This is a genomic window from Streptomyces sp. NPDC057694, assembly GCF_042799415.1.
In the GTDB taxonomy this organism is placed as follows: domain Bacteria; phylum Actinomycetota; class Actinomycetes; order Streptomycetales; family Streptomycetaceae; genus Streptomyces.
Genome location: NZ_JBHVIX010000038.1, coordinates 34073 through 54755, shown reverse-complemented (window position 1 = coordinate 54755; position 20683 = coordinate 34073). Strand labels below are relative to the sequence as shown.

The following is a 20683-nucleotide window of genomic DNA, read 5'->3' as shown; positions in this document are numbered from 1 at the left end:
ACGTCTGTCTTGGCCAACGACGCAAACATGGTCAACGACCCCCTTTTCCCTGCCCCTCTCTCGCAGCAACCCCCCACCCCCCACGAAAGAGAAGCCCCCCCCCCCCACGCGCTCCCCCCCCTTCTCTGTCGTTTCCGGTGGCTCACCGACCGGTCACTTGCGCATGACCTCGGGCTCGTGGCGGCGCAGCAGCCGGGCCACCGCGAAGCCGCAGATGATGCCGAGCACGATCAGGACCGTGAGGTCGATGCTCCACTGGGTGACCGAGTGCTCCCACAGCGGGTCGAGGTTGTTCGGGTTCTTCTCGTCCCAGGGCGGCATCACGTGCGACAGGTCGAGCGTGGCGCCGGCGGCGCCGACCGCCCAGCGGGACGGCATCAGCCAGGCGAACTGCTCCAGGCCGATGGAGCCGTAGATCTGGAACAGCACGCCGGTGAAGACGACCTGCACGATGGCGAACATGACGAGCAGCGGCATCGTCTTCTCGGAGGTCTTCACCAGCGAGGAGATGACCAGGCCGAACATCATCGAGGTGAAGCCGAGGGCGATGATCGAGACGGTCAGCTCGATCGCCGGCGGCATCAGCAGCCCCTCCTTGGGCAGCTTGCGCGGCGTGAAGGCGATGGCGCAGATGATGACGCCCTGGATGGCCGTGATGAAGCCGAGGACGATCACCTTGGACATCAGGTACGCGGAGCGGGACAGGCCGGTCGCCCGTTCCCGTTCGTAGATGACGCGTTCCTTGATCAGTTCACGGACCGAGTTGGCGGCGGCCGAGAAGCACATGCCGACCGCGACGATGAGCATGATGGTGCCCGCGTCGCTGTTGAACTTCTTCGGCGGCTCGGGCGGGCCCAGGCCGAAGTCGGCCGGGATGACCACGGAGACGATGCCGAGGACCGCGGGCAGGATCACCATCAGACCCATGAAGCCCTTGTCGGACGCGATCACCGACACGTAGCGGCGCATCAGCGTGAGCAGCTGGGCGCCCCAGGGCTGCGGCTTGGGCGGCCTGACGGCGGCGGGCGGCGGCATCTGCACGGACTGCGGGGCGACGGCGTCGATGTCGGCGGCGTACATCTGGTAGTGCTGCGAGCCCTTCCAGCGGCCCGCCCAGTCGTAGTCGCGGTAGTTCTCGAACGCGGAGAACACGTCGGCCCAGGTGTCGTAGCCGAAGAAGTTGAGCGCTTCCTCCGGCGGACCGAAGTACGCGACCGAGCCGCCCGGCGCCATCACCAGCAGCTTGTCGCAGATCGCCAGTTCGGCGACCGAGTGCGTGACGACCAGGACCGTGCGGCCGTCGTCGGACAGACCGCGCAGCAGCTGCATGACGTCGCGGTCCATGCCCGGGTCGAGGCCGGAGGTCGGCTCGTCCAGGAAGATCAGCGACGGCTTGGTGAGCAGCTCCAGGGCCACGGAGACGCGCTTGCGCTGGCCACCGGAGAGGGAGGTGACCTTCTTCTCCTTGTGGATGTCCAGCTTCAGCTCGCGCAGCACCTCGTCGATGCGCTGCTGGCGCTCCTGCTCGCTGGTGTCCGCGGGGAAGCGGAGCTTGGCGGCGTACTTGAGCGCCTTCTTGACGGTCAGTTCCTTGTGCAGGATGTCGTCCTGCGGGACCAGACCGATGCGCTGACGCAGCTCGGCGAACTGCTTGTACAGGTTGCGGTTGTCGTAGAGGACGTCGCCCTGGTTGGCCGGGCGGTAGCCGGTGAGCGCCTTCAGGAGCGTCGACTTGCCGGAGCCCGACGGGCCGATGACGGCGATCAGCGACTTCTCGGGGACGCCGAACGAGACGTCCTTGAGGATCTGCTTGCCGCCGTCGACGGTGACGGTCAGGTGGCGCGCCGAGAAGGAGACGTCACCGGTGTCGACGAACTCCTCCAGGCGGTCGCCGACGAGGCGGAACGTGGAGTGGCCGACGCCGACGATGTCGTTCGGCCCCAGCAGGGCGGTGCCGCTCTTGGGTATCGGCTGGCCGTTGACGTACGTGCCGTTGTGCGAGCCGAGGTCGTGGATCTCGAAGCGGCCGTCGGGCATCGCGTGGAACTCGGCGTGGTGGCGCGAGACCTGGAGGTCGGAGACGACCAGCTCGTTCTCCAGCGCACGGCCGATGCGCATCACGCGGCCGAGGGACAGCTGGTGGAAGGTGGTCGGGCTGCGGTCGCCGTAGACCGGCGGCGCCCCCGCGACTCCGCCGGGGCCCTGCTGCTGCGGCATGTGCTGCGCCGGCGGCTGCTGCCACTGCTGTTGCTGGGGCTGCGGTCGCTGCTGAGGAGGCTGCTGTTGCTGTTGCGGTGCCTGCTGCTGCGCCTGCTGTTGCCAGGCGGGCTGCTGGTACTGCTGGGGCGACGGCTGCTGGGCGAGGCCCGCGGCCTGCTGCTGCGCCTGGTGCGGTGCGGCCTGCCTGGCCGGTGCCGCCTGCTGCTGCGGTGCGGCCTGTCCGGCCTGCGCCGGGACGGCGGCTGCCTGGGCACTGCCCTGCACGCTCAGGCGAGGTCCGTCCGTGGAGTTGCCCAGGTGCACCGACGAGCCGGGCCCGATCTCCATCTGATGGATCCGCTGCGCCTGCACGAACGTGCCGTTGGTCGAGCCGTGGTCTTCGATGACCCAACTGCGGCCGCCCCAGCTGATCGTGGCGTGCCGCCAGGACACCCGTGCGTCGTCCAGCACGATGTCACCCCCCGGATCACGCCCGAGGGTGTACGACCGGGACGGATCGAGCGTCCAGGTCCTGCCATTCAGTTCCAGTACGAGTTCAGGCACTCCATGCCCCACTGAGTTGTCCCCCGAGTTTTTCCCCCGACATGGGAAGTCTAGGGATGTCGAACATCGTGAGGAACTATTTCAGGAACGCCCCCGCGGCCGAAAGCTGGGCCTCGCGTGAGGGGTGGTGAAGTCTCCCCCGCGCCTCCGACGGAGCGCCGGTGGCCGCCCCGTTGACGGGGTGCGGCCGACACCCGGAGAGTGGTGGGTGCCCACAGGGCGATGCCGTAAGGATCGGGGGGTCCTGATGGAGAGCGGCCGGCAGGGGACACGGCGCGGCGGCACGTCCGCCGTTCGGTGGGGCGATGTGCTGATGTCCGCCATCGCCGCGGTGAGCTGGGCTTTCATCGGGATGGCGGGGGTCGCGGCGCTCGGGCTCCACCTGCTCGACGCGGACGCGGCGGGCTCCCTCGGCCCCATGACGGCCGCGGTGGTGGCGATCGGTGTCGGCGGGCGGGTGACGCCGTCCGGGGACGTCTCGGCGTTCGGCCTGGGCGGCGCTCAGGCGCACACCTCGATCGACATCGCGCCGCTGGGTGTGGGGCTCGTGGGGGCGCTGTTGCTGAGCTGGTTCTTCCTGCGGTCCCTGCGGGGGGCGGGAGTTGAGATCTCGGCGGGTGAACTCCTCGCGCGCGTGGGCGCGGTGGTGGTGCTGTTCGTGGCGATGCTGGGGGGACTCGCCTGGGCGGGTCACGACATCATCACGATTGACGGTTCGAAGCTGGGGCTGAACGACATTCCGGGCGCGGGGAGCCTTCCGGGCGGTATCGCGGACAAGCTCCCCGGCGGCATCGGGGACGCGCTCCCGGACCGGCTCGGCGATCTGGTGAAGGCCGAGGCGAAGGTCGGCTTCACGGTGCAGACAGGGGCGACGCTGCTCGGCGGCGCCGCGTTCGTCGTCGGGGTGCTGCTGATCGCGCTGCTCGCTTCGCGGCGTACGCCGTTGCCGCGCGCTCTCGGGGCGGTCCACCGGGTGGTGCGGCCCGCCGCCTCGGCGCTCGTGACCGTGCTCCTCGTGACGGTTCTCGCGGGCCTGGCCGCGGCGGCGTACGCGATGATCGGCGACGACCACCCGAAGCGGATCGCGGGCGCCGCCCTGCTGGGGGCGCCCAACGGGGCGTGGATCGGTGTCCCCCTCGGCCTGTTCGTGCCGTGGGACGGCAGGGCGACCGGCGCGCTGACCAAGGTGCTGCCGCACCCGCTGGACGATCTGTTGCGGGCGTCGTCGGACCGACCCGTGACGCTGGGCCGCCTCGCCGAACTCGACGGCAGGGTCTGGCTGCTGGCCGTCGCCATGGCGCTGATGATGCTGTTCGCCGGGGTGCTGACGGCCGTCCGGTCGCCGGTGGTCCGGGCCCCCTGGGGCTTCGCCGGGCGCTGCGCGCTGCGGCTCGGGGTCGTCACGGCGCTCACGCTGCCGCTCCTGGTGTGGCTGACGGACGTCTCGGCGAACGCCTCGCTGTCCGTACTCGGCTTCGACGCGTTCGGCGCGGGCCTCACCCTGCACGGCCACCTCGGCATGGCGCTGCTCCTGGGAGCGGCGTGGGGCGCGGGTGCGGGGGCGATCGGGGCGCTGCTCGCGTGCGCGGCCGGGGCCGCGGGCAGCCGGGTGTCGCCCCTCGCCGGGCCGGTGGCGGCGAAGGAGCAGCCGGGCGAGGCGACGGGCCCGTACCGGCCGAGCAGCCCGTACCGCCCGGCCAACCCGGACACGAACCCGTATCTGAAGAACCCGTACGACACCCGGAGCCGGAATCGGGCCACCGACCCCGACCCGGACCCCGACCAGAAAGCCGTGGACGCCGCGCCGACGATGGCGAACCCGGTGCGGCCCGAGCCGCGTCCGCCCGGGAGCGGGCGCGAGTGGCCGGCCCCGCCTCCGCCGCCGCCCGCTCCTCCCCCGCCCCATGTACCGGGGCCGACCAAGCACCGCCGGCGCCCGCCGTCGGACCCCGGCGACTGAGCGCCGGGGCGCGGGGCGTGTCCGTCACTCGGACCACCCCCGCGCCCCCGTACAGAGGCCCGATACCGTAAGGGCATCATGAGCGCCTCGCAGCCCCAGCACCTCGCTGATGCCCCGACCGACACCCCGACCGTGCCGGCCGACGTCCCGACTCTCCTCGTCAAGATCTTCGGCAAGGACCGGCCCGGCCTCACCGCCGGCCTCTTCGACACCCTCGCCGCCTACTCCGTGGACGTCGTCGACATCGAGCAGGTCGTCACCCGGGGGCGCATCGTTCTGTGCGCCCTGGTGACCGAACCGCCGGCCGGTCTCGCAGGAGACCTGCGGGCCACCGTCCACAGCTGGGCGGAGTCCATGAAGATGCAGGCCGAGATCATCTCGGGCATCGGTGACAACCGGCCGCGCGGCCTCGGCCGCTCCCTGGTCACCGTGCTCGGGCATCCGCTCACCGCCGAGTCGGCCGCCGCGATCGCCGCGTCGATCACCGACACCGGCGGCAACATCGACCGCATCTTCCGGCTCGCCAAGTACCCCGTCACCGCCGTCGAGTTCGCCGTCTCCGGCACGGAGACGGAGGAGCTGCGCACCGCGCTCGCCATAGAGGCCGCGAAGCAGGGTGTGGACGTGGCGGTCGTCGCGGCCGGGCTGCACCGGCGCGCGCAGCGGCTCGTCGTGATGGACGTCGACTCGACGCTGATCCAGGACGAGGTCATCGAGCTGTTCGCGGCGCACGCGGGCTGCGAGGACAAGGTCGCCGAGGTGACCGCGGCGGCGATGCGCGGCGAGCTGGACTTCGAACAGTCGCTGCACGCGCGCGTGGCGCTGCTCGAAGGGCTCGACGCGTCGGTCGTCGACAAGGTCAGGAGCGAGGTGCGGCTCACGCCCGGCGCCCGCACCCTGATCCGTACGCTCAAGCGCCTCGGCTACCAGGTGGGTGTGGTGTCCGGCGGGTTCACGCAGGTCACGGACGATCTGCAGGAGCGGCTCGGCCTCGACTTCGCGCACGCCAACACCCTGGAGATCGCCGACGGGAAGCTGACCGGCCGGGTCACCGGCGAGATCGTGGACCGGGCGGGCAAGGCACGGCTGCTGCGCCGGTTCGCCGAGGCGGCCGGGGTGCCGCTCGCGCAGACCGTGGCGATCGGCGACGGCGCCAACGACCTGGACATGCTGAACGCGGCGGGTCTCGGTGTCGCCTTCAACGCCAAGCCGGTGGTGCGCGAGGCGGCGCACACCGCGGTGAACGTGCCGTTCCTCGACACGGTCCTCTACCTGCTCGGCATCTCGCGCGAAGAGGTCGAGGCGGCGGACGAGCAGGGCGCGTAGTCCTCGTACGTAACGCGGAAGGGGCCCGGCGGCATGCCGGGCCCCTTCCGTCGTACGTACGAGGGTTACGGGGATCTACTCGCTCGGCGCCCAGTAGTCGGCGAGCGTGGCCGTGCCGGGCTCCAGGCTCTTCCAGGGGCCGGAGTACGTGAGCACACAGAAGGCGGCGGTCGGGAAGCCGCGCCGGTCGAGCCGCTCACGCGTGTCACCCTCGGCGTCCGCGGTGAGGATCTCGGTGAGGGCCTGCATACCGGGGTTGTGGCCGATCAGGACGATGTTGTTCACGTCGTCCGGCGTCTCGTTCAGCACGGCGATCAGCTCGCCCGGCGACGCCTCGTAGATCCGCTCCTCGTACACGGTCCTGGGCCGCTCGGCCAGTTCGGCGACGGCGAGCTTCCAGGTCTCGCGGGTGCGGGCGGCGGTCGAGCAGAGGGCCAGGTCGAAGGGGACTCCCGAGTCGGCCAGCTTGCGGCCGGCGACGGGGGCGTCCCTGCGGCCCCGCTCGGCCAGCGGCCGCTCGTGGTCGGAGACCTGGGGCCAGTCCGCCTTGGCATGCCGGAAAAGGACAATCCTGCGGGGTTCTGCGACGCTCATGCGTCCCAGCTTCGCACGAAACCGGGCACGGGGCGCAGGGAGTTGACGGGCTCGCCCGCCATGGGTGAACAGGGCCGGAAACGGCCTACGGGAGCAGCAGGTCCTTGGCGCGGGCGAGGACGTGGGCGACGGTCGGATCGGCCGCCGCGGCCTGTCCGTCGGCCGGGTTGAGGATCAGCAGGAGCAGCGCCACGAAGGCGATGGCCGGCAGGACGACCGCCCACCAGGGCAGCCGGATGTCGACGCCGCCCGTGGCTGCCGGGTGGGACCGGGTGTGCGAGGGGGCCGACATGAACGCCTCCGTGATCCGTGACGCCGTGCGACCTGGTCGCGTGCGTCTTCTTCGCCTGTCGCGCCGCCGGTTCTCGGCGACAGTTCGACGGTACGGATCGGACGGCCCGGGGCCCATCCGGTGATCCACCCAGTTGACCCTGAGCCTGGCCCCCTAGGGGACGGTGGAGTTAACCCCACCCCCGGTCGCGGAGCTCAGCGTTCCGAGGGTGGGATCACGGTGAGGCGAGGGTCGCGACGACGGCGACGATCACGGTGACGGCCAGCATCACGCCGAGGACGGCGAGGAGCTTCTTCTGGCTGTTCTGCGGGTTCGGCTCGAGCACAGGCGACATGCGGCAAGTGTCGCACCCGTCCCCGAACGTCAGGACGCGGGGGCGAGTTCGTCCTCGATCGTCCGGTTGCGGCCCGCGAAGACGCCGATCACGATCTGCGGCACCATCAGCGCGGCCATCAGCGCGATCGGCACGCCCCAGCCGCCGCTGTGCTGGTAGAGGACGCCGACGAGCAGCGGTCCCGGGATCGAGATCAGGTAGCCGGTGGACTGGGCGAACGCGGAGAGCTTGGCGACGCCGGCGCCCGTGCGGGCGCGCATGCCGACCATGGTGAGGGCCAGCGGGAAGGCGCAGTTGGAGATGCCGAGCAGGACCGCCCAGACCCACGCGCCGGAGGCGGGGGCGAGGTAGAGGCCCGCGTATCCGGCCAGACCGCACACGCCGAGGGCGATCACCATCGGGCCCTGGCTGGGCAGCCGGGCGGCGACGCGCGGGATGACGAAGCCGAGCGGCACGCCCATCACCATCGTGACGGCGAGCAGGATGCCGGCGGTCGAGGCGGAGACCCCTGCGTCGCGGAAGATCTGCGCCATCCAGCCCATCGTGATGTACGCGGCCGTGGCCTGGAGTCCGAAGAAGACGGCGAGCGCCCAGGCGGTGCGGCTGCGGGTGATGCGCAGGCCGTCCTCGGCCGCGCCGCCGGTCTGTGTCCCCTTCGTCTGCTGCGTCCGCTGCGTTCCGGCCGGCTCCGCGGGGCCGTTGTGGCGCACCAGCGGGATCCAGGGCAGCAGGGCCAGGGCGCCGAGCACGGCCCACACGGCGAGCCCGGTCTGCCAGCTGCCGCCCAGGCCGTCGGTCATGGGCACGGTCGCGGCGGCGGCCAGCGAGGTGCCGGCGGCGAGTGCCATCGAGTAGAGGCCGGTCATGGAGCCGACGCGGTCGGGGAACCAGCGCTTGACGATGACCGGCATCAGGACGTTGCTGACCGCGATACCCATCAGCGCCAGGGCGCTGGCGACCAGGAAGCCGACGGTGTTGCCGGTGTACGGGCGGATGATCAGGCCCGCGGTGATCGCCGCCATGCCGAAGCAGACGACGGCGCTCGCCCCGAACCGCTTGGCGAAGCGCGGCGCCATCACGCCGAAGACGGCGAAGCAGAGCGGCGGTACGGAGGTGAGCAGTCCGGCGACGCTGCCGCTCATGCCGAGCCCGTCGCGGACCTCTTCGAGGAGGGCGCCGAGGCTGGTGATGGCGGGCCGCAGGTTCAGGGCCGCGAGGACGATGCCGACGGGGACGAGGCGCATCACCCACGCGCGCGGGGAGGCACCTCCGCCTTGCTCTGCTTTCTCCGATTTCTCCGTACGCGCGTCGCGGGGTATCGGGGAATCGGCGCTCGGCGGCGCCATCGTCGGGGTGTCCTCACTAGCCATGAGACCCATCTTAGAATCATGGGATGATTGACTGTCCAATCGGTGCCGTCGGTTGTTCCGTCGGTTCGCTACTGTTCGCAGTCCGTCCGCACGAAGGAAACGTCACATGCCGTTGACCTCCCCCCGGCGCTCGGCCCTCTCCGAGCAGGTCATCACCGCCCTGCGCGCCCAGATCTCCTCGGGCGAGTGGCCTGTGGGCTCCCGGATCCCGACGGAGCCGGAGCTGGTGGAGCAGCTGGGTGTGGCGCGGAACACGGTGCGCGAAGCGGTGCGCGCCCTCGCGCACAACGGGCTGCTCGACATCCGGCAGGGCTCGGGCACGTACGTCGTGGCGACGAGCGAGCTGGCCGGGGTGATGCAGCGCCGGTTCGCCGAGGCCGATCCGCGGCACATCGCCGAGCTGCGCTCCACGCTGGAGTCCAGTGCGGCGAAGCTGGCCGCTGTGCGGCGCACGGAGCGTGATCTGAAGCAGCTGGACGCGCTGCTCGTACGCCGTGAGGAGGCGTGGGAGTCGGGCGACACGGAGGCGTTCGTGACGGCGGACGCGACGTTCCACATGGCCGTGGTGGCGGCGTCCCACAACGACGTGATGACGGCGATGTACGCGGACCTCGGCGAGGTGCTGCGGGACTGGCTGCGCGAGGACGTGGGCGAGCGGCTCACCGCCGAGAACCACATGGACCACGCCGGGCTGGTCGACGCGATCCGGGACGGCGACGCGGAGGCCGCGGCCACGGAGGCGGCGGGTTACCCGTTCCTGTGCCGCCCGGGCCGTCTCACTCCGCCACCTTTCGGTGACTGACCCACACGTCCCGCACCGCTTTCCAGCACCGCCCGTCGAGCCGCACGGTCTCGGCGGGGCCCACCTCCCGCTGCGCGGAGTCGGTGTCGATGTCCCACCACTGATCGCACTCGATGTGCAGGGCGACGGCGTCGACGCCCGGATACGGGTTGTGGCAGACGGCGCTCACCCGTGATCCGTCGACCTCGGTGCGGCACTGGGCACCGAAGAGTTCACGCTTGGGCTTGTCGGGCTTTTCGTCGGACGCGGCGTCGTACGGGAGTACGGCGAGCAGGAGTACGACGGCGAGGGCCGGGGCTATGCGTCGGGGCAGGCGCACAAAGAGACCTCCTCGCACCCAGGGTGCGGGGAGGTCTCTTGTGTCTGCCCGATCTGTGAGCCGAACGGGCGACTCACACTCGGTTCAGGATCAGGCTCAGGCGCCGATGGCGTGCAGCCCGCCGTCCACGTGGACGATCTCGCCGGTCGTCTTCGGGAACCAGTCCGACAGCAGGGCGACGATGGCCTTGCCGGCCGGCTCCGGGTCGTCCAGCTTCCACTCCAGCGGGGAGCGGGAGTCCCACACGGCGGCGAGGTCGCTGAAGCCCGGGATGGACTTGGCGGCCATGGAGCCGAGCGGGCCGGCCGAGACCAGGTTGCTGCGGATGTCGTGCTTGCCGAGGTCGCGCGCCATGTAGCGGCTGGTGGCCTCCAGGGCGGCCTTGGCCGGGCCCATCCAGTCGTACTGCGGCCAGGCGAACTGGGCGTCGAAGGTGAGGCCGACGACGGACCCGCCCTCGCTCATCAGCGGCAGCAGCGCCATCGTCAGCGACTTCAGGGAGAAGGCGGAGACGTGCATGGCGGTGGCCACGGACTCGAACGGCGTGTTCAGGAAGTTGCCGCCGAGCGCGTCCTGCGGCGCGAAGCCGATGGAGTGCACGACGCCGTCGAGGCGGTCGCCCAGGTGCTCACGGACCTGGCCCTCGAGGCGGGCGAGGTGCTCGTCGTTCGAGACGTCGAGCTCCAGGACCTTGACCTTCTCGGGCTGGGGCAGCTTCTTGGCGATGCGCTCGGTCAGCGTCGGCCGCGGCCAGGCGGTGAGGATGATCTCCGCGCCCTGCTCCTGCGCCAGCTTCGCGGCGTGGAAGGCGATGGAGGACTCCATCAGCACACCGGTGATGAGGATGCGCTTGCCCTCGAGGATTCCGCCAGTACTAGTCATCGTTCTCAGTGACCCATGCCCAATCCGCCGTCAACCGGGATGACGGCTCCAGTGATGTACGAGGCGTCGTCGGAGGTCAGGAACTTCACCACTCCGGCGATCTCCTCGACCTTCGCGTACCGGCCGAGCGGCACCTGCGCCACGATGCCGGCGCGCTGCTCGTCGGTCAGGGCCTGGGTCATGTCGGTGTCGACGAAACCCGGGGCGACGACGTTGAAGGTGATGTTGCGCGACCCCAGCTCACGGGCGAGGGAACGCGCGAAACCGACCAGACCCGCCTTCGAGGCGGCGTAGTTCGCCTGCCCCGCGGAGCCCAGCAGGCCGACGACGGAGGAGATCAGCACGACACGGCCCTTCTTGGCGCGCAGCATGCCGCGGTTGGCACGCTTCACGACCCGGAAGGTGCCGGTGAGGTTGGTGTCGAGGACGGACGTGAAGTCCTCCTCGGACATGCGCATGAGGAGCTGGTCCTTGGTGACGCCGGCGTTGGCGACGAGCACCTCGACGTTGCCGTGCTTCTCCTCGATCTCCTTGTAGGCCTGCTCCACCTGCTCGGTGTCGGTGATGTCGCACTTGACGGCGAGCGCCCCGGCGTCGATGAGCTCCTTGGGCGGCTCGCCCGAGCGGTAGGTGAACGCGACCTTGTCGCCTGCCTCGACGAAGGCACGGGCGATGGCGAGGCCGATGCCCCGGTTTCCTCCGGTGACGAGAACCGAGCGGCTCAACGGATCACCCTTTCGATAGCGGTGGTGGTCCTCGAAACCTATCGGTACGACCCTTGGTACGGAGAATCGACCACCGACAGTGGCGTACGCGACTCGCTGTCGGGTCCCTACAGAAAGGTCTGGCCGCACACCCCTGTCCCGCGACATGATCAGAGCCCACCTGTGGCGAGGAACCGCGACGAACAGGGAGACCTTTGTGCCCCATACGATCGATGAAGCCTTCACGGCGCTGCCGCTGCGGGCCCTGGCCGACGCGGCGCTCGCCCGCGCCCGTGCCCTGGGCGCCGAGCACGCGGACTTCCGCTGCGAGCGGGTGCGCGGCGCCGCCGTCCGCCTGAGGGACGCCCGGCCGGCCGGGTCGTCCGACACCACCGACCTCGGGTACGCGGTGCGGGTGGTGCACGGCGGCAGCTGGGGCTTCGCCTCCGGGGTCGACCTGACGATGGACGCCGCGGCGAAGGTCGCCTCGCAGGCCGTGGCGATGGCCAAGCTGAGCGCGCAGGTGCTCAGGGCCGCCGGGTCCGACGAGCGGGTGGAGCTGGCGGCCGAGCCGGTGCACGCGGACCGGACGTGGATCTCCTCGTACGAGATCGATCCCTTCTCGGTGCCCGAGGAGGAGCGGGCCGGGCTGCTCGCCGACTGGAGCGCGGGGCTGCTCGCGGCCGACGGGGTCAGCCATGTCGACGCCTCCCTGCTGGCCGTCCACGAGAACAAGTTCTACGCGGACACGGCCGGGACCGTGACGACCCAGCAGCGGGTCCGGCTGCATCCGCAGCTCACCGCGGTCGCCGTGGACGACTCCAGCGGCGAGTTCGACTCGATGCGCACGATCGCGCCGCCGGTCGGCCGGGGCTGGGAGTACCTGACGGGGACGGGCTGGGACTGGGAGCGGGAGCTGGCCGAGCTGCCCGGTCTGCTCGCCGAGAAGATGCGGGCGCCGAGTGTGCGGGCGGGCAGTTACGACCTGGTCGTGGATCCGTCCAATCTGTGGCTGACCATCCACGAGTCCATCGGGCACGCCACCGAGCTGGACCGCGCGCTGGGCTACGAGGCGGCGTACGCGGGCACCTCCTTCGCCACCTTCGACCAGCTCGGCAAGCTCAAGTACGGCTCCGAGATCATGAACGTGACGGGCGACAGGACCGCCGAGCACGGGCTCTCCACCATCGGCTACGACGACGAGGGCGTGGCGGGGCAGTCCTGGGACCTGGTGAAGGACGGGACGCTGGTCGGCTACCAGCTCGACCGCAGGATCGCGCGGCTCACCGGGTTCGAGCGGTCCAACGGGTGCGCGTACGCCGACTCCCCCGGGCACGTGCCCGTACAGCGGATGGCGAACGTGTCGTTGCAGCCGGATCCCGGCGGCCTGTCGACCGAGGACCTCATCTCGGGTGTGGACAACGGTCTGTACCTGGTGGGCGACCGGTCCTGGTCCATCGACATGCAGCGCTACAACTTCCAGTTCACGGCGCAGCGCGCGTACGCGATCCGGGGCGGCCGGCTCGCCGGTCAGGTGCGGGACTTCGCCTACCAGGCGACGACCACCGACTTCTGGGGTTCCATGGCGGCGGTCGGCGGCCCGCAGACGTACGTCCTGGGCGGCGCCTTCAACTGCGGCAAGGCCCAGCCCGGCCAGGTCGCGGCCGTCTCGCACGGCTGCCCCAGCGCACTCTTCAAGGGCGTCAACATTCTGAACACCACTCAGGAGGCGGGTCGATGAGCCCCCGTACGTCCGGCAGCAAGCCGTACGAGACCGTCGAGCGCGCCCTGGAGCTGTCGCGGGCCGACGGCTGCGTCGTCATCGCCGACGAGACGTCGAGCGCCAATCTGCGCTGGGCGGGCAACGCGCTGACGACGAACGGGGTCACGCGCGGCCGCACCCTCACCGTCATCGCGACCGTCGACGGCAAGGAGGGCACGGCGACCGGTGTCGTGTCCCGGTCCGCGGTGACCGCCGACGACCTCGAACCGCTGGTCCGCGCCGCCGAGGAGGCCGCCGCCAAGGCCGGGCCAGCCGAGGACGCGCAGCCGCTGGTCAGCGGCGTACCGCAGGCGTCCGGCTTCACGGAGGCACCGGCCGAGACCTCGTCGGACGTGTTCGCGGAGTTCGCGCCCGCGCTCGGGGAGGCGTTCGCGCGGGCCAGGGCGGGCGGGCGTGAGCTGTACGGCTTCGCCCACCACGAGCTGACCTCCAGCTATCTCGGTACGTCGACGGGCCTGCGACTGCGCCACGACCAGCCGAACGGGACGCTGGAGCTGAACGCCAAGTCGCCGGACCGCAAGCGCTCGGCGTGGGCGGGGCGCTCCACGCGGGACTTCAAGGACGTCGACCCGGCCGCGATGGACGCCGAGCTTGCCACCCGGCTCGGCTGGGCCGAGCGGCGGATCGACCTGCCCGCGGGCCGGTACGAGACGCTGCTGCCGCCCACCGCCGTCGCCGATCTGCTGATCTACCTGCTGTGGTCGGCGGGGGCGCGGGACGCCGCCGAGGGCCGGACCGTGTTCAGCAGGCCCGGTGGCGGCACCCGCGTCGGCGAGCGGCTCAGCGAACTGCCGCTGACGCTGCGCAGCGACCCGCAGGCGCCGGGCCTGGAGTGCGCGCCGTTCGTGCTGGCGCACGCCTCCGGGGACGACGCGTCCGTCTTCGACAACGGGCTGCCGGCCGCCGCGACGGACTGGATCTCCGACGGTGAGCTGAAGGCTCTGACGACGACGCGGCACAGCGCCGCGCTGACCGGGCTGCCGGTCGCGCCCGCGGGCGACAACCTGATCCTCGACGGCGGTTCGGGCAGGTCGCTGGAGGAGATGGTCGCCGCCACCGAGCGCGGGCTGCTGCTCACCTGCCTGTGGTACATCCGCGAGGTCGATCCGGCGACGCTGCTGCTGACCGGGCTGACCCGCGACGGTGTGTACCTGGTGGAGAACGGCGAGGTCGTGGGCGAGGTGAACAACTTCCGGTTCAACGAGTCGCCGGTCGATCTGCTGGGCCGGGCCACCGAGGCCGGGCGCACGGAGAAGACGCTGCCGCGCGAGTGGGGCGACTGGTTCACCAGGGCCGCGATGCCGGCGCTGCGGGTGCCGGACTTCAACATGAGCTCGGTCAGCCAGGGCGTCTGACCCCGCGGGTTTCGCCCATAGACTGGCAGGGATCAGTTTTCAGAAACGTATGAGGAGACTCAGAACCGTGACGGACATCGTCGACGAGCTGAAGTGGCGCGGCCTGTGGGCCCAGTCCACTGACGAGGACGCACTGCGCAAGGCGCTCGCGGACGGTCCGGTCACGTTCTATTGCGGTTTCGACCCGACCGCGGCCTCCCTGCACGTCGGCCACCTGGTGCAGGTGCTGACCATGCGCCGCCTCCAGCAGGCGGGCCTGCGCCCGCTGGCGCTGGTCGGCGGCGCCACGGGCCAGATCGGTGACCCGCGCCCGACGGCGGAGCGCACGCTGAACGACCCGGAGACGATCGCGAACTGGGTGACCCGGCTGCGCTCGCAGATCGAGCCCTTCCTCGACTTCGAGGGCGAGAACGCGGCGGTCATGGTGAACAACCTGGACTGGACCGCCGGGATGTCCGCGATCGAGTTCCTGCGCGACATCGGCAAGCACTTCCGGGTCAACAAGATGCTGACCAAGGACTCCGTGGCCCGCCGCCTGGAGTCGCAGGAGGGCATCAGCTACACGGAGTTCAGCTACCAGCTGCTCCAGGGCATGGACTTCCTGGAGCTGTACCGGCGCTACGGCTGCACGCTCCAGCAGGGCGGTTCCGACCAGTGGGGCAACCTCACGGCCGGGCTCGACCTGATCCACCGCCTGGAGCCGGAGGCGACGGCGCACTGCATCGCGACGCCGCTGATGGTCAAGGCCGACGGCACCAAGTTCGGCAAGACCGAGGGCGGCGCCGTCTGGCTGGACGCGGAGATGACGACGCCGTACGCGTTCTACCAGTTCTGGCTGAACGTGGACGACCGGGACGTCTCCACCTACATGCGGATCCTGTCCTTCAAGTCCCGCGAGGAGCTGGAGGAGCTGGAGCGGCAGACCGAGGAGCGTCCGCAGGCCCGCGCCGCCCAGCGCGCGCTGGCCGAGGAGCTGACGACGCTGGTGCACGGCGCCGACCAGACGGCCGCCGTGATCTCCGCGTCGAAGGCGCTGTTCGGTCAGGGCGACGGCAATCTGGCGGACCTGGACGAGGCGACGCTGGCCGCCGCCCTGTCGGAGCTGCCGAAGGCCGAGGTCACCGAGCTGGGTCCGGTCGTCGACCTGTTCGCCGAGGTCGGTCTCGTGGCCAGCAAGTCCGCCGCGCGGCGCACCGTGAAGGAGGGTGGGGCCTACGTGAACAACGTGAAGGTCGCCGCCGAGGACCACGTACCGGGCACCGATGATCTGCTGCACGGGCGCTGGCTGGTCTTGCGCCGCGGCAAGAAGAACCTTGCCGCGGTCGAGGTGAAGGGCGCCTAGCGTCCCGCATCACGTCCGTACATCGAGGGCGCTGTCGCTTCCGCCGGGCGGAAGGGACAGCGCCCTCGGTCGTTCGGTTCGGCGTCGGCGCTAGGTACGGCTCTTGTTGCCTCGTAGTGCCGTCCATGCCATGTCGCCCACCGCGACGACCACGACGGCGCCGATCAGCTGGAGCAGATGGCGGATCCAGTCGATGCCCTTGGTGTCGTTGACGCCGAGGCCGGTGGCCGCCCAGTTGCCGAGAACACTGCCGATGATGCCGAAGACCGTCGTCAGCCACAGCGGGATCTGCTGCTTGCCCGGCAGGATCGCCTTCGCGATCAGGCCAAGGATCAGACCCACGATGATCGCCCACAACCAACTCATGACATCGCCTCCTCAAGCGGCGCGGAGTGCGCGGCCTGCGCCACTCACGTGTGATCAGTCTCCGGCCGTACTCCGTACGGCGCATGTCGGGGCACCCCATACGTGGTACGGCGCAGTGGGCGCGCCCAGGTCAGGGCTCCCCCGGTCTCGTAGCCGACGCAGCCCCGGCGTAACGTGGATGCGGTCCGGACCGGGGAGCGTCCGGCGAGCCGGCGGGTGGTGGAATGTGATGCGGAAGCGCAGTGACAGCGGCGGAGCACAGGTTTTCCGGATCACGGGAGCCCGGCAGGGGCTTGCCGAGGACGTGCGCGGGCGGCAGCGCCGGTACGTCATCTCGATGGGGATCCGCACGCTCGCGGTGATCGCCACGGCCGTGCTCTGGGACGTCGAGCGGCCCGTCGCCATCGTGACCCTGGTGCTGGGCGCCTTCCTGCCCTACGTGGCCGTGGTCATCGCCAACGCCGGCCGGGAGAACGCGCCGAACCTGCCGTCGACTTTCGTGCCCGCCCCCTCGCGTCCGATGATCGCGCCGACGCCTGCGGCGGGCTCAGCGGAATCCGGTCCGGAGGACCGCGCGTAGCCGTCGGGGCCGTCCGGGGCCCGCTTCGGCGGACGATACGACTGGTCCATAAAGCTCAAGAAAAGCTCAGATCAATCATGTGGTTCCGGTGCCGGGTACGGGGTCGCGCGTGACATACTGCGTACGCGCTCCGCATCCCCCGTCGGAGCGACGGACCGACGCCGGGCAGCTCCCCCCGTGGCTGCTCGGCGTCGCCTTTTCCCGGGGGTTTTTCCAGAGCTTTCCGGCGGTTTTCCTGCGGATTTTCCAGGCCGTTTAAGGTTGAGGCGTGAATCTCGCGAACCTGTCCGGGCCGACCCCGCCGTCCCCCTCGATCCCGCAGTGCTCGGCCAAGGGCTGCCGTGCCGACGCGGTGTGGGTCCTGGCGTGGAACAACCCGAAGCTGCACACGCCCGAGCGGCGCAAGACCTGGCTCGCGTGCGACGAGCACCGCGAGCACCTCTCCCAGTTCCTCGGCGTGCGCGGGTTCCTGAAGGACGTCGTGCCGCTGGCCGAGTGGGAGTCCCCCGAGCAGCAGAACTGACTCGGGGGTCAGGAGTCGGCGCTCAGCCGCCGATCGCCGACATCGGGCGGTCGGGCTGCAGGAACGACGGGTCGTCCAGGCCGGAGCCCGCCTTCTTGCCCCACATCGCGAGCTTCCATATGCGGGCGATGTTCTCGTCGTCGCTCTCCGGGCCCTCGGACCTGAGGGCCGCGCGCAGATCCGTCTCCTCCCGGGCGAACAGGCAGGTGCGGACCTGGCCGTCGGCGGTGAGGCGGGTGCGGTCGCAGGCCGCGCAGAACGGGCGGGTCACCGAGGCGATGACGCCGACGCGGTGCGGTCCGCCGTCGACGATCCAGCGCTCGGCCGGGGCGGAGCCGCGCTCCCCCGACCCTTCGGCGGTCAGCTCGAACCGGGTGCGCAGCGACGCCAGGATGTCGCCCGCGGTGACCATGCCCTCGCGCTTCCAGCCGTGCTGGGCGTCCAGCGGCATCTGCTCGATGAAGCGCAGCTCGTAGTCGTGCTCGACGGCCCAGGCGAGGAGGTCGGGCGCCTCCTCCTCGTTCAGCCCCGGCATCAGGACCGAGTTGATCTTCACCGGGGTCAGGCCCGCGTCGTGGGCCGCGGCGAGGCCGTCGACGACGTCCTTGAGGCGGTCGCGGCGGGTCAGCGTCTTGAAGACGTCGGGGCGCAGCGTGTCCAGCGACACGTTCACCCGGTCCAGGCCCGCCTGCTTCAGGGCGGCGGCGGTGCGCTTCAGCCCGATCCCGTTGGTCGTCAGGGACATCTGGGGGCGGGGCTCCAGGGCGGCGACCCGCTCGACGATGCCGACCAGGCCGGGCCGCAGCAGGGGCTCGCCCCCGGTGAAGCGGACCTCGGTGATGCCCAGGTGCGTGACGGCGATTCTGATGAGACGGACGATCTCGTCGTCGGTCAGCAGATCGGACTTGCCCAGCCACTGAAGTCCCTCTTCGGGCATGCAGTACGTGCACCGGAGATTGCAGCGGTCGGTCAGCGAGACCCGCAGGTCGGTGGCCACCCGGCCATAGGTGTCGATGAGCACGTGGGCCCCCTCCCTCTTGTCGTGCGTATGCGGCCTGACAATCACCGAGCCTACGTGACGGGTCCGACACCGACAGTCCGGTGATCCCACGAGCGTGCCGTGCCCCCGTCGTAGAGAGCTACCAGCTCAGCTCGACGGGGGCACGGGACGAACCCGGGATCAGTGGGCGCCGGTGCCCGTGAGGGAGCGAACCTCCAGCTCCGCGTACTTGCCCGCGTCGGCCTTGTCCTTGGCCAGGTAGGTGCCGATGACGCCGAGCAGGAAGCCGACGGGGATCGAGATGAGTCCCGGGTTCTCCAGCGGGAACCAGTCGAAGTCGGCGTTCTTGAACATGGACGTCTCCTTGCCGGAGACGACCGGCGAGAAGAGCACCAGGAAGACGGCGGTGAACAGGCCGCCGTAGATCGACCACAGCGCGCCGCTGGTGTTGAAGCGCTTCCAGAAGAGGCTGTAGAGGATCGTCGGCAGGTTCGCGGACGCGGCGACGGCGAAGGCCAGGGCGACCAGGCCCGCCACGTTCAGGTCGCGGGAGAGCGCGCCGAGGGCGATCGAGACGATGCCGATGAAGACCGTGGCCCAGCGGGCGGCCCGCATCTCCTGCTTCTCGGTCGCCTGTCCCTTCTTGATGACGTTGGCGTAGATGTCGTGCGCGAAGGACGACGACGAGGCCAGGGTCAGGCCCGCGACGACCGCGAGGATCGTGGCGAAGGCGACGGCCGAGATCGACGCCAGCAGGATCGCGCCCCAGGTGGAGTCGACGCCGCCCAGATGCAGGGCGAGCAGTGGTGCCGCGGTGTTGCCCGCCTTGTTCGAGGCGATGATCTCGTCCGGCTTGATGAGGGCGGCGGCGCCGAAGCCGAGCGCGAGCGTCATCAGGTAGAAGACGCCGATGATGCCGATGGCCCAGTTGACCGACTTACGGGCGGCCTTGGCGGTCGGCACCGTGTAGAAGCGGATCAGGATGTGCGGCAGTCCGGCGGTGCCGAGGACGAGCGCGATGCCCAGCGAGATGAAGTCGATCTTCGAGGTGGCCGTGGCGCCGTACTTGAGGCCCGGTTCCAGGAACGGCGAGCCCTTGCCGCTGTTCTCGGCGGCCGTGCCGAGCAGGTCCGAGATGTTGAAGTCGAACTTCAGCAGGACCAGGAACGTCAGCAGGATGGCGCCGGCGATGAGCAGCACGGCCTTGACCATCTGCACCCAGGTGGTGCCCTTCATGCCGCCGATGGTCACGTACACGATCATCAGGACGCCGACGAGCGCGACGATGCCGACCTTGCCCGCGTCCGACTGGATGCCGAGCAGCAGCGAGACCAGGACGCCCGCGCCCGCCATCTGCGCGAGCAGATAGAAGATGGAGACGACGATGGTGGAGGTGCCGGCGGCGGTGCGGACCGGGCGCTGGCGCATCCGGTAGGCGAGCACGTCGCCCATCGTGTAGCGGCCGGAGTTGCGCAGCGGTTCGGCGACCAGGAGCAGGGCGACGAGCCAGGCGACCAGGAAGCCGATGGAGTAGAGGAAGCCGTCGTACCCGAAGAGGGCGATGGCGCCCGCGATGCCGAGGAACGACGCGGCGGACATGTAGTCGCCGGAGACCGCGAGGCCGTTCTGGAAGGCGGTGAACTGCCGTCCGCCCGCGTAGAAGTCGGACGCGCTCTTGGTCTGGCGCCCGGCCCATACGGTGATGACGAGGGTCGCCGCGACGAACACCGAGAACAGGGTGATGATCAGCGGGCGGTGGTCGCTCGCCTCGGCGGCGGCCAGGGTGAACTGTGACGCGACGGGGCTCATGCGCCGCCCTCCATACGGGACTTGATGGCCTCGGCCTTGGGGTCGAGCTGAGTGGCGGCGTGCCGCGAGTACCACCAGGCGATGAGGAACGTGGTGAGGAACTGGGCGAGGCCGAGGACGAGGGCGACATTGATGTTGCCGACGACCTTGGTGCCCATGAAGTCGCCCGCGTAGTTGGAGAGCAGGACGTACACGAGGTACCAGGCGATGAACGCGATGGCGAGCGGGAAGGCGAACGAGCGGTGTGCGCGGCGCAGTTCGCCGAACTCCGCGCTCTGCTGCACCTCGGTGAACTCCTCGGTGGAGGGCAGCGCGCGGGGCTCGTCCGGACTGCCCTTCTGCGGTGGTGGTGCGTCGGTGGCCACGGAGTCTCCTCGTGGTGCGGGTACTTTCGGGGACTGGACAAGGGGAGTTGCGGGAGTCGCGGGCGACTCTGGCTGTGCGGGCATACGTGTTCTCGGACCTCATGGTGACGTGGATCACGTGGGCCGGGTCGCGATGGTAGAGCGAGCCGACGTGATCCGACAGGGGGGTGGATCGTGCTCCTTGCCCCCTGCACAACGGCACGGCGGCGCGTAC

The 20683-nt window shown here is 70.4% G+C and carries 20 protein-coding genes; 8 read left to right on the top strand and 12 right to left on the bottom strand.

The genetic code is table 11. The annotated features are described in order from the left end of the window. Nucleotides 1–153 precede the first annotated feature (153 nt). Entirely contained in the window at nt 154–2763 is a 2610-nt protein-coding gene (locus ACFVDP_RS41475) for an FHA domain-containing protein (RefSeq protein WP_383502264.1), read from the bottom strand. Nucleotides 2764–3010: 247 nt separating this feature from the next. Here ACFVDP_RS41475 and ACFVDP_RS41470 point away from each other — a divergent pair, with 247 nt between their 5' ends. Beyond that, nucleotides 3011–4723, top strand: coding sequence for a streptophobe family protein (locus ACFVDP_RS41470; RefSeq protein ID WP_383502261.1), 1713 nt, complete (start codon nt 3011–3013; stop codon nt 4721–4723). Between the two features lie 78 nt (nt 4724–4801). Beyond that, entirely contained in the window at nt 4802–6049 is a 1248-nt protein-coding gene (gene serB / locus ACFVDP_RS41465) for a phosphoserine phosphatase SerB (RefSeq protein WP_383502258.1), read from the top strand. 75 nt (nt 6050–6124) lie between these two features. Here the strand turns inward: serB and ACFVDP_RS41460 are convergent, their stop codons facing one another. The 4 genes from ACFVDP_RS41460 to ACFVDP_RS41445 form a co-directional block, all read right to left on the bottom strand. Continuing rightward, entirely contained in the window at nt 6125–6643 is a 519-nt protein-coding gene (locus ACFVDP_RS41460) for a SixA phosphatase family protein (protein WP_383502255.1), read from the bottom strand. A gap of 85 nt (nt 6644–6728) precedes the next feature. Then, nucleotides 6729–6935 carry a hypothetical protein gene (locus tag ACFVDP_RS41455; RefSeq protein WP_383502252.1) on the bottom strand — a complete coding sequence of 69 codons (207 nt, stop codon included), beginning with the start codon at nt 6933–6935 and terminating at the stop codon, nt 6729–6731. Nucleotides 6936–7149: 214 nt separating this feature from the next. After that, nucleotides 7150–7269, bottom strand: a complete 120-nt coding sequence (locus ACFVDP_RS41450) for an SGM_5486 family transporter-associated protein (RefSeq protein ID WP_383502249.1) — start codon at nt 7267–7269, stop codon at nt 7150–7152. Between the two features lie 29 nt (nt 7270–7298). Further along, complete coding sequence (locus tag ACFVDP_RS41445; protein ID WP_383502246.1) at nt 7299–8639, bottom strand: CynX/NimT family MFS transporter; 1341 nt, start codon at nt 8637–8639, stop codon at nt 7299–7301. 106 nt (nt 8640–8745) lie between these two features. On the opposite strand from ACFVDP_RS41445, the gene ACFVDP_RS41440 reads away from it, so the two are divergent. Then, the gene (locus ACFVDP_RS41440) at nt 8746–9441 is read left to right on the top strand and encodes a FadR/GntR family transcriptional regulator (protein ID WP_383502243.1); all 696 of its coding nucleotides are present in this window, start codon (nt 8746–8748) and stop codon (nt 9439–9441) included. Here ACFVDP_RS41440 and ACFVDP_RS41435 read toward each other — a convergent pair. From ACFVDP_RS41435 to fabG, 3 genes are all read right to left on the bottom strand, one after another. Then, complete coding sequence (locus ACFVDP_RS41435; protein WP_383502240.1) at nt 9416–9760, bottom strand: hypothetical protein; 345 nt, start codon at nt 9758–9760, stop codon at nt 9416–9418. The two genes, ACFVDP_RS41440 and ACFVDP_RS41435, sit on opposite strands and share 26 nt — an antisense overlap. Before the next feature lie 96 nt (nt 9761–9856). Next, nucleotides 9857–10642, bottom strand: a complete 786-nt coding sequence (gene fabI / locus ACFVDP_RS41430; protein ID WP_383502237.1) for an enoyl-ACP reductase FabI — start codon at nt 10640–10642, stop codon at nt 9857–9859. A 5-nt stretch (nt 10643–10647) separates the two neighbouring features. Continuing rightward, nucleotides 10648–11367 (bottom strand): 3-oxoacyl-[acyl-carrier-protein] reductase, encoded by a 720-nt coding sequence (fabG, locus tag ACFVDP_RS41425; RefSeq protein ID WP_383502234.1) that lies wholly within the window; start codon nt 11365–11367, stop codon nt 10648–10650. 196 nt (nt 11368–11563) lie between these two features. On the opposite strand from fabG, the gene ACFVDP_RS41420 reads away from it, so the two are divergent. From ACFVDP_RS41420 to tyrS, 3 genes are all read left to right on the top strand, one after another. Continuing rightward, nucleotides 11564–13087: a TldD/PmbA family protein gene (locus ACFVDP_RS41420; protein WP_383502231.1), complete on the top strand. Its 1524-nt coding sequence runs from the start codon at nt 11564–11566 to the stop codon at nt 13085–13087. Then, complete coding sequence (locus ACFVDP_RS41415; RefSeq protein ID WP_383502228.1) at nt 13084–14484, top strand: metallopeptidase TldD-related protein; 1401 nt, start codon at nt 13084–13086, stop codon at nt 14482–14484. Before ACFVDP_RS41420 ends, ACFVDP_RS41415 begins: the two co-directional genes overlap by 4 nt. Before the next feature lie 67 nt (nt 14485–14551). Continuing rightward, nucleotides 14552–15826 (top strand): tyrosine--tRNA ligase, encoded by a 1275-nt coding sequence (tyrS, locus tag ACFVDP_RS41410; RefSeq protein ID WP_383502225.1) that lies wholly within the window; start codon nt 14552–14554, stop codon nt 15824–15826. 90 nt (nt 15827–15916) lie between these two features. Here tyrS and ACFVDP_RS41405 read toward each other — a convergent pair whose 3' ends face one another. Next, a complete protein-coding gene (locus ACFVDP_RS41405) occupies nt 15917–16192 on the bottom strand; it encodes a GlsB/YeaQ/YmgE family stress response membrane protein (RefSeq protein WP_383502222.1) in 276 nt (91 codons plus the stop codon). A 229-nt stretch (nt 16193–16421) separates the two neighbouring features. Between ACFVDP_RS41405 and ACFVDP_RS41400 the strand changes: the two genes are divergently transcribed. After that, nucleotides 16422–16772 (top strand): DUF3099 domain-containing protein, encoded by a 351-nt coding sequence (locus tag ACFVDP_RS41400; protein WP_383502219.1) that lies wholly within the window; start codon nt 16422–16424, stop codon nt 16770–16772. A 268-nt stretch (nt 16773–17040) separates the two neighbouring features. Continuing rightward, on the top strand, nt 17041–17295 hold the full coding sequence (locus ACFVDP_RS41395) for a hypothetical protein (protein WP_383502216.1): 255 nt from the start codon (nt 17041–17043) through the stop codon (nt 17293–17295). A 22-nt stretch (nt 17296–17317) separates the two neighbouring features. Here the strand turns inward: ACFVDP_RS41395 and moaA are convergent, their stop codons facing one another. The 3 genes from moaA to ACFVDP_RS41380 all read right to left on the bottom strand — a co-directional run bounded on the left by moaA (nt 17318) and on the right by ACFVDP_RS41380 (nt 20469). Continuing rightward, on the bottom strand, nt 17318–18316 hold the full coding sequence (moaA, locus tag ACFVDP_RS41390) for a GTP 3',8-cyclase MoaA (protein ID WP_383502213.1): 999 nt from the start codon (nt 18314–18316) through the stop codon (nt 17318–17320). A 159-nt stretch (nt 18317–18475) separates the two neighbouring features. Next, a complete protein-coding gene (locus tag ACFVDP_RS41385) occupies nt 18476–20104 on the bottom strand; it encodes a cation acetate symporter (protein WP_383502210.1) in 1629 nt (542 codons plus the stop codon). Then, a complete protein-coding gene (locus ACFVDP_RS41380; RefSeq protein ID WP_383502207.1) occupies nt 20101–20469 on the bottom strand; it encodes a DUF485 domain-containing protein in 369 nt (122 codons plus the stop codon). Before ACFVDP_RS41380 ends, ACFVDP_RS41385 begins: the two co-directional genes overlap by 4 nt. Between the last annotated feature and the right edge of the window lie 214 nt (nt 20470–20683).

Excerpts from the sequence above, each read along its gene's own strand:
- ACFVDP_RS41470 (WP_383502261.1), top strand. The coding sequence starts at position 3,011 with ATGGAGAGCGGCCGGCAGGGGACACGGCGCGGCGGCACGTCCGCCGTT.
- serB (WP_383502258.1), top strand. The coding sequence starts at position 4,802 with ATGAGCGCCTCGCAGCCCCAGCACCTCGCTGATGCCCCGACCGACACC.
- ACFVDP_RS41460 (WP_383502255.1), bottom strand. The coding sequence starts at position 6,643 with ATGAGCGTCGCAGAACCCCGCAGGATTGTCCTTTTCCGGCATGCCAAG.
- ACFVDP_RS41455 (WP_383502252.1), bottom strand. The coding sequence starts at position 6,935 with ATGTCGGCCCCCTCGCACACCCGGTCCCACCCGGCAGCCACGGGCGGC.
- ACFVDP_RS41450 (WP_383502249.1), bottom strand. The coding sequence starts at position 7,269 with ATGTCGCCTGTGCTCGAGCCGAACCCGCAGAACAGCCAGAAGAAGCTC.
- ACFVDP_RS41445 (WP_383502246.1), bottom strand. The coding sequence starts at position 8,639 with ATGGCTAGTGAGGACACCCCGACGATGGCGCCGCCGAGCGCCGATTCC.
- ACFVDP_RS41440 (WP_383502243.1), top strand. The coding sequence starts at position 8,746 with ATGCCGTTGACCTCCCCCCGGCGCTCGGCCCTCTCCGAGCAGGTCATC.
- fabI (WP_383502237.1), bottom strand. The coding sequence starts at position 10,642 with ATGACTAGTACTGGCGGAATCCTCGAGGGCAAGCGCATCCTCATCACC.
- ACFVDP_RS41415 (WP_383502228.1), top strand. The coding sequence starts at position 13,084 with ATGAGCCCCCGTACGTCCGGCAGCAAGCCGTACGAGACCGTCGAGCGC.
- ACFVDP_RS41405 (WP_383502222.1), bottom strand. The coding sequence starts at position 16,192 with ATGAGTTGGTTGTGGGCGATCATCGTGGGTCTGATCCTTGGCCTGATC.
- ACFVDP_RS41400 (WP_383502219.1), top strand. The coding sequence starts at position 16,422 with ATGCGGAAGCGCAGTGACAGCGGCGGAGCACAGGTTTTCCGGATCACG.
- ACFVDP_RS41385 (WP_383502210.1), bottom strand. The coding sequence starts at position 20,104 with ATGAGCCCCGTCGCGTCACAGTTCACCCTGGCCGCCGCCGAGGCGAGC.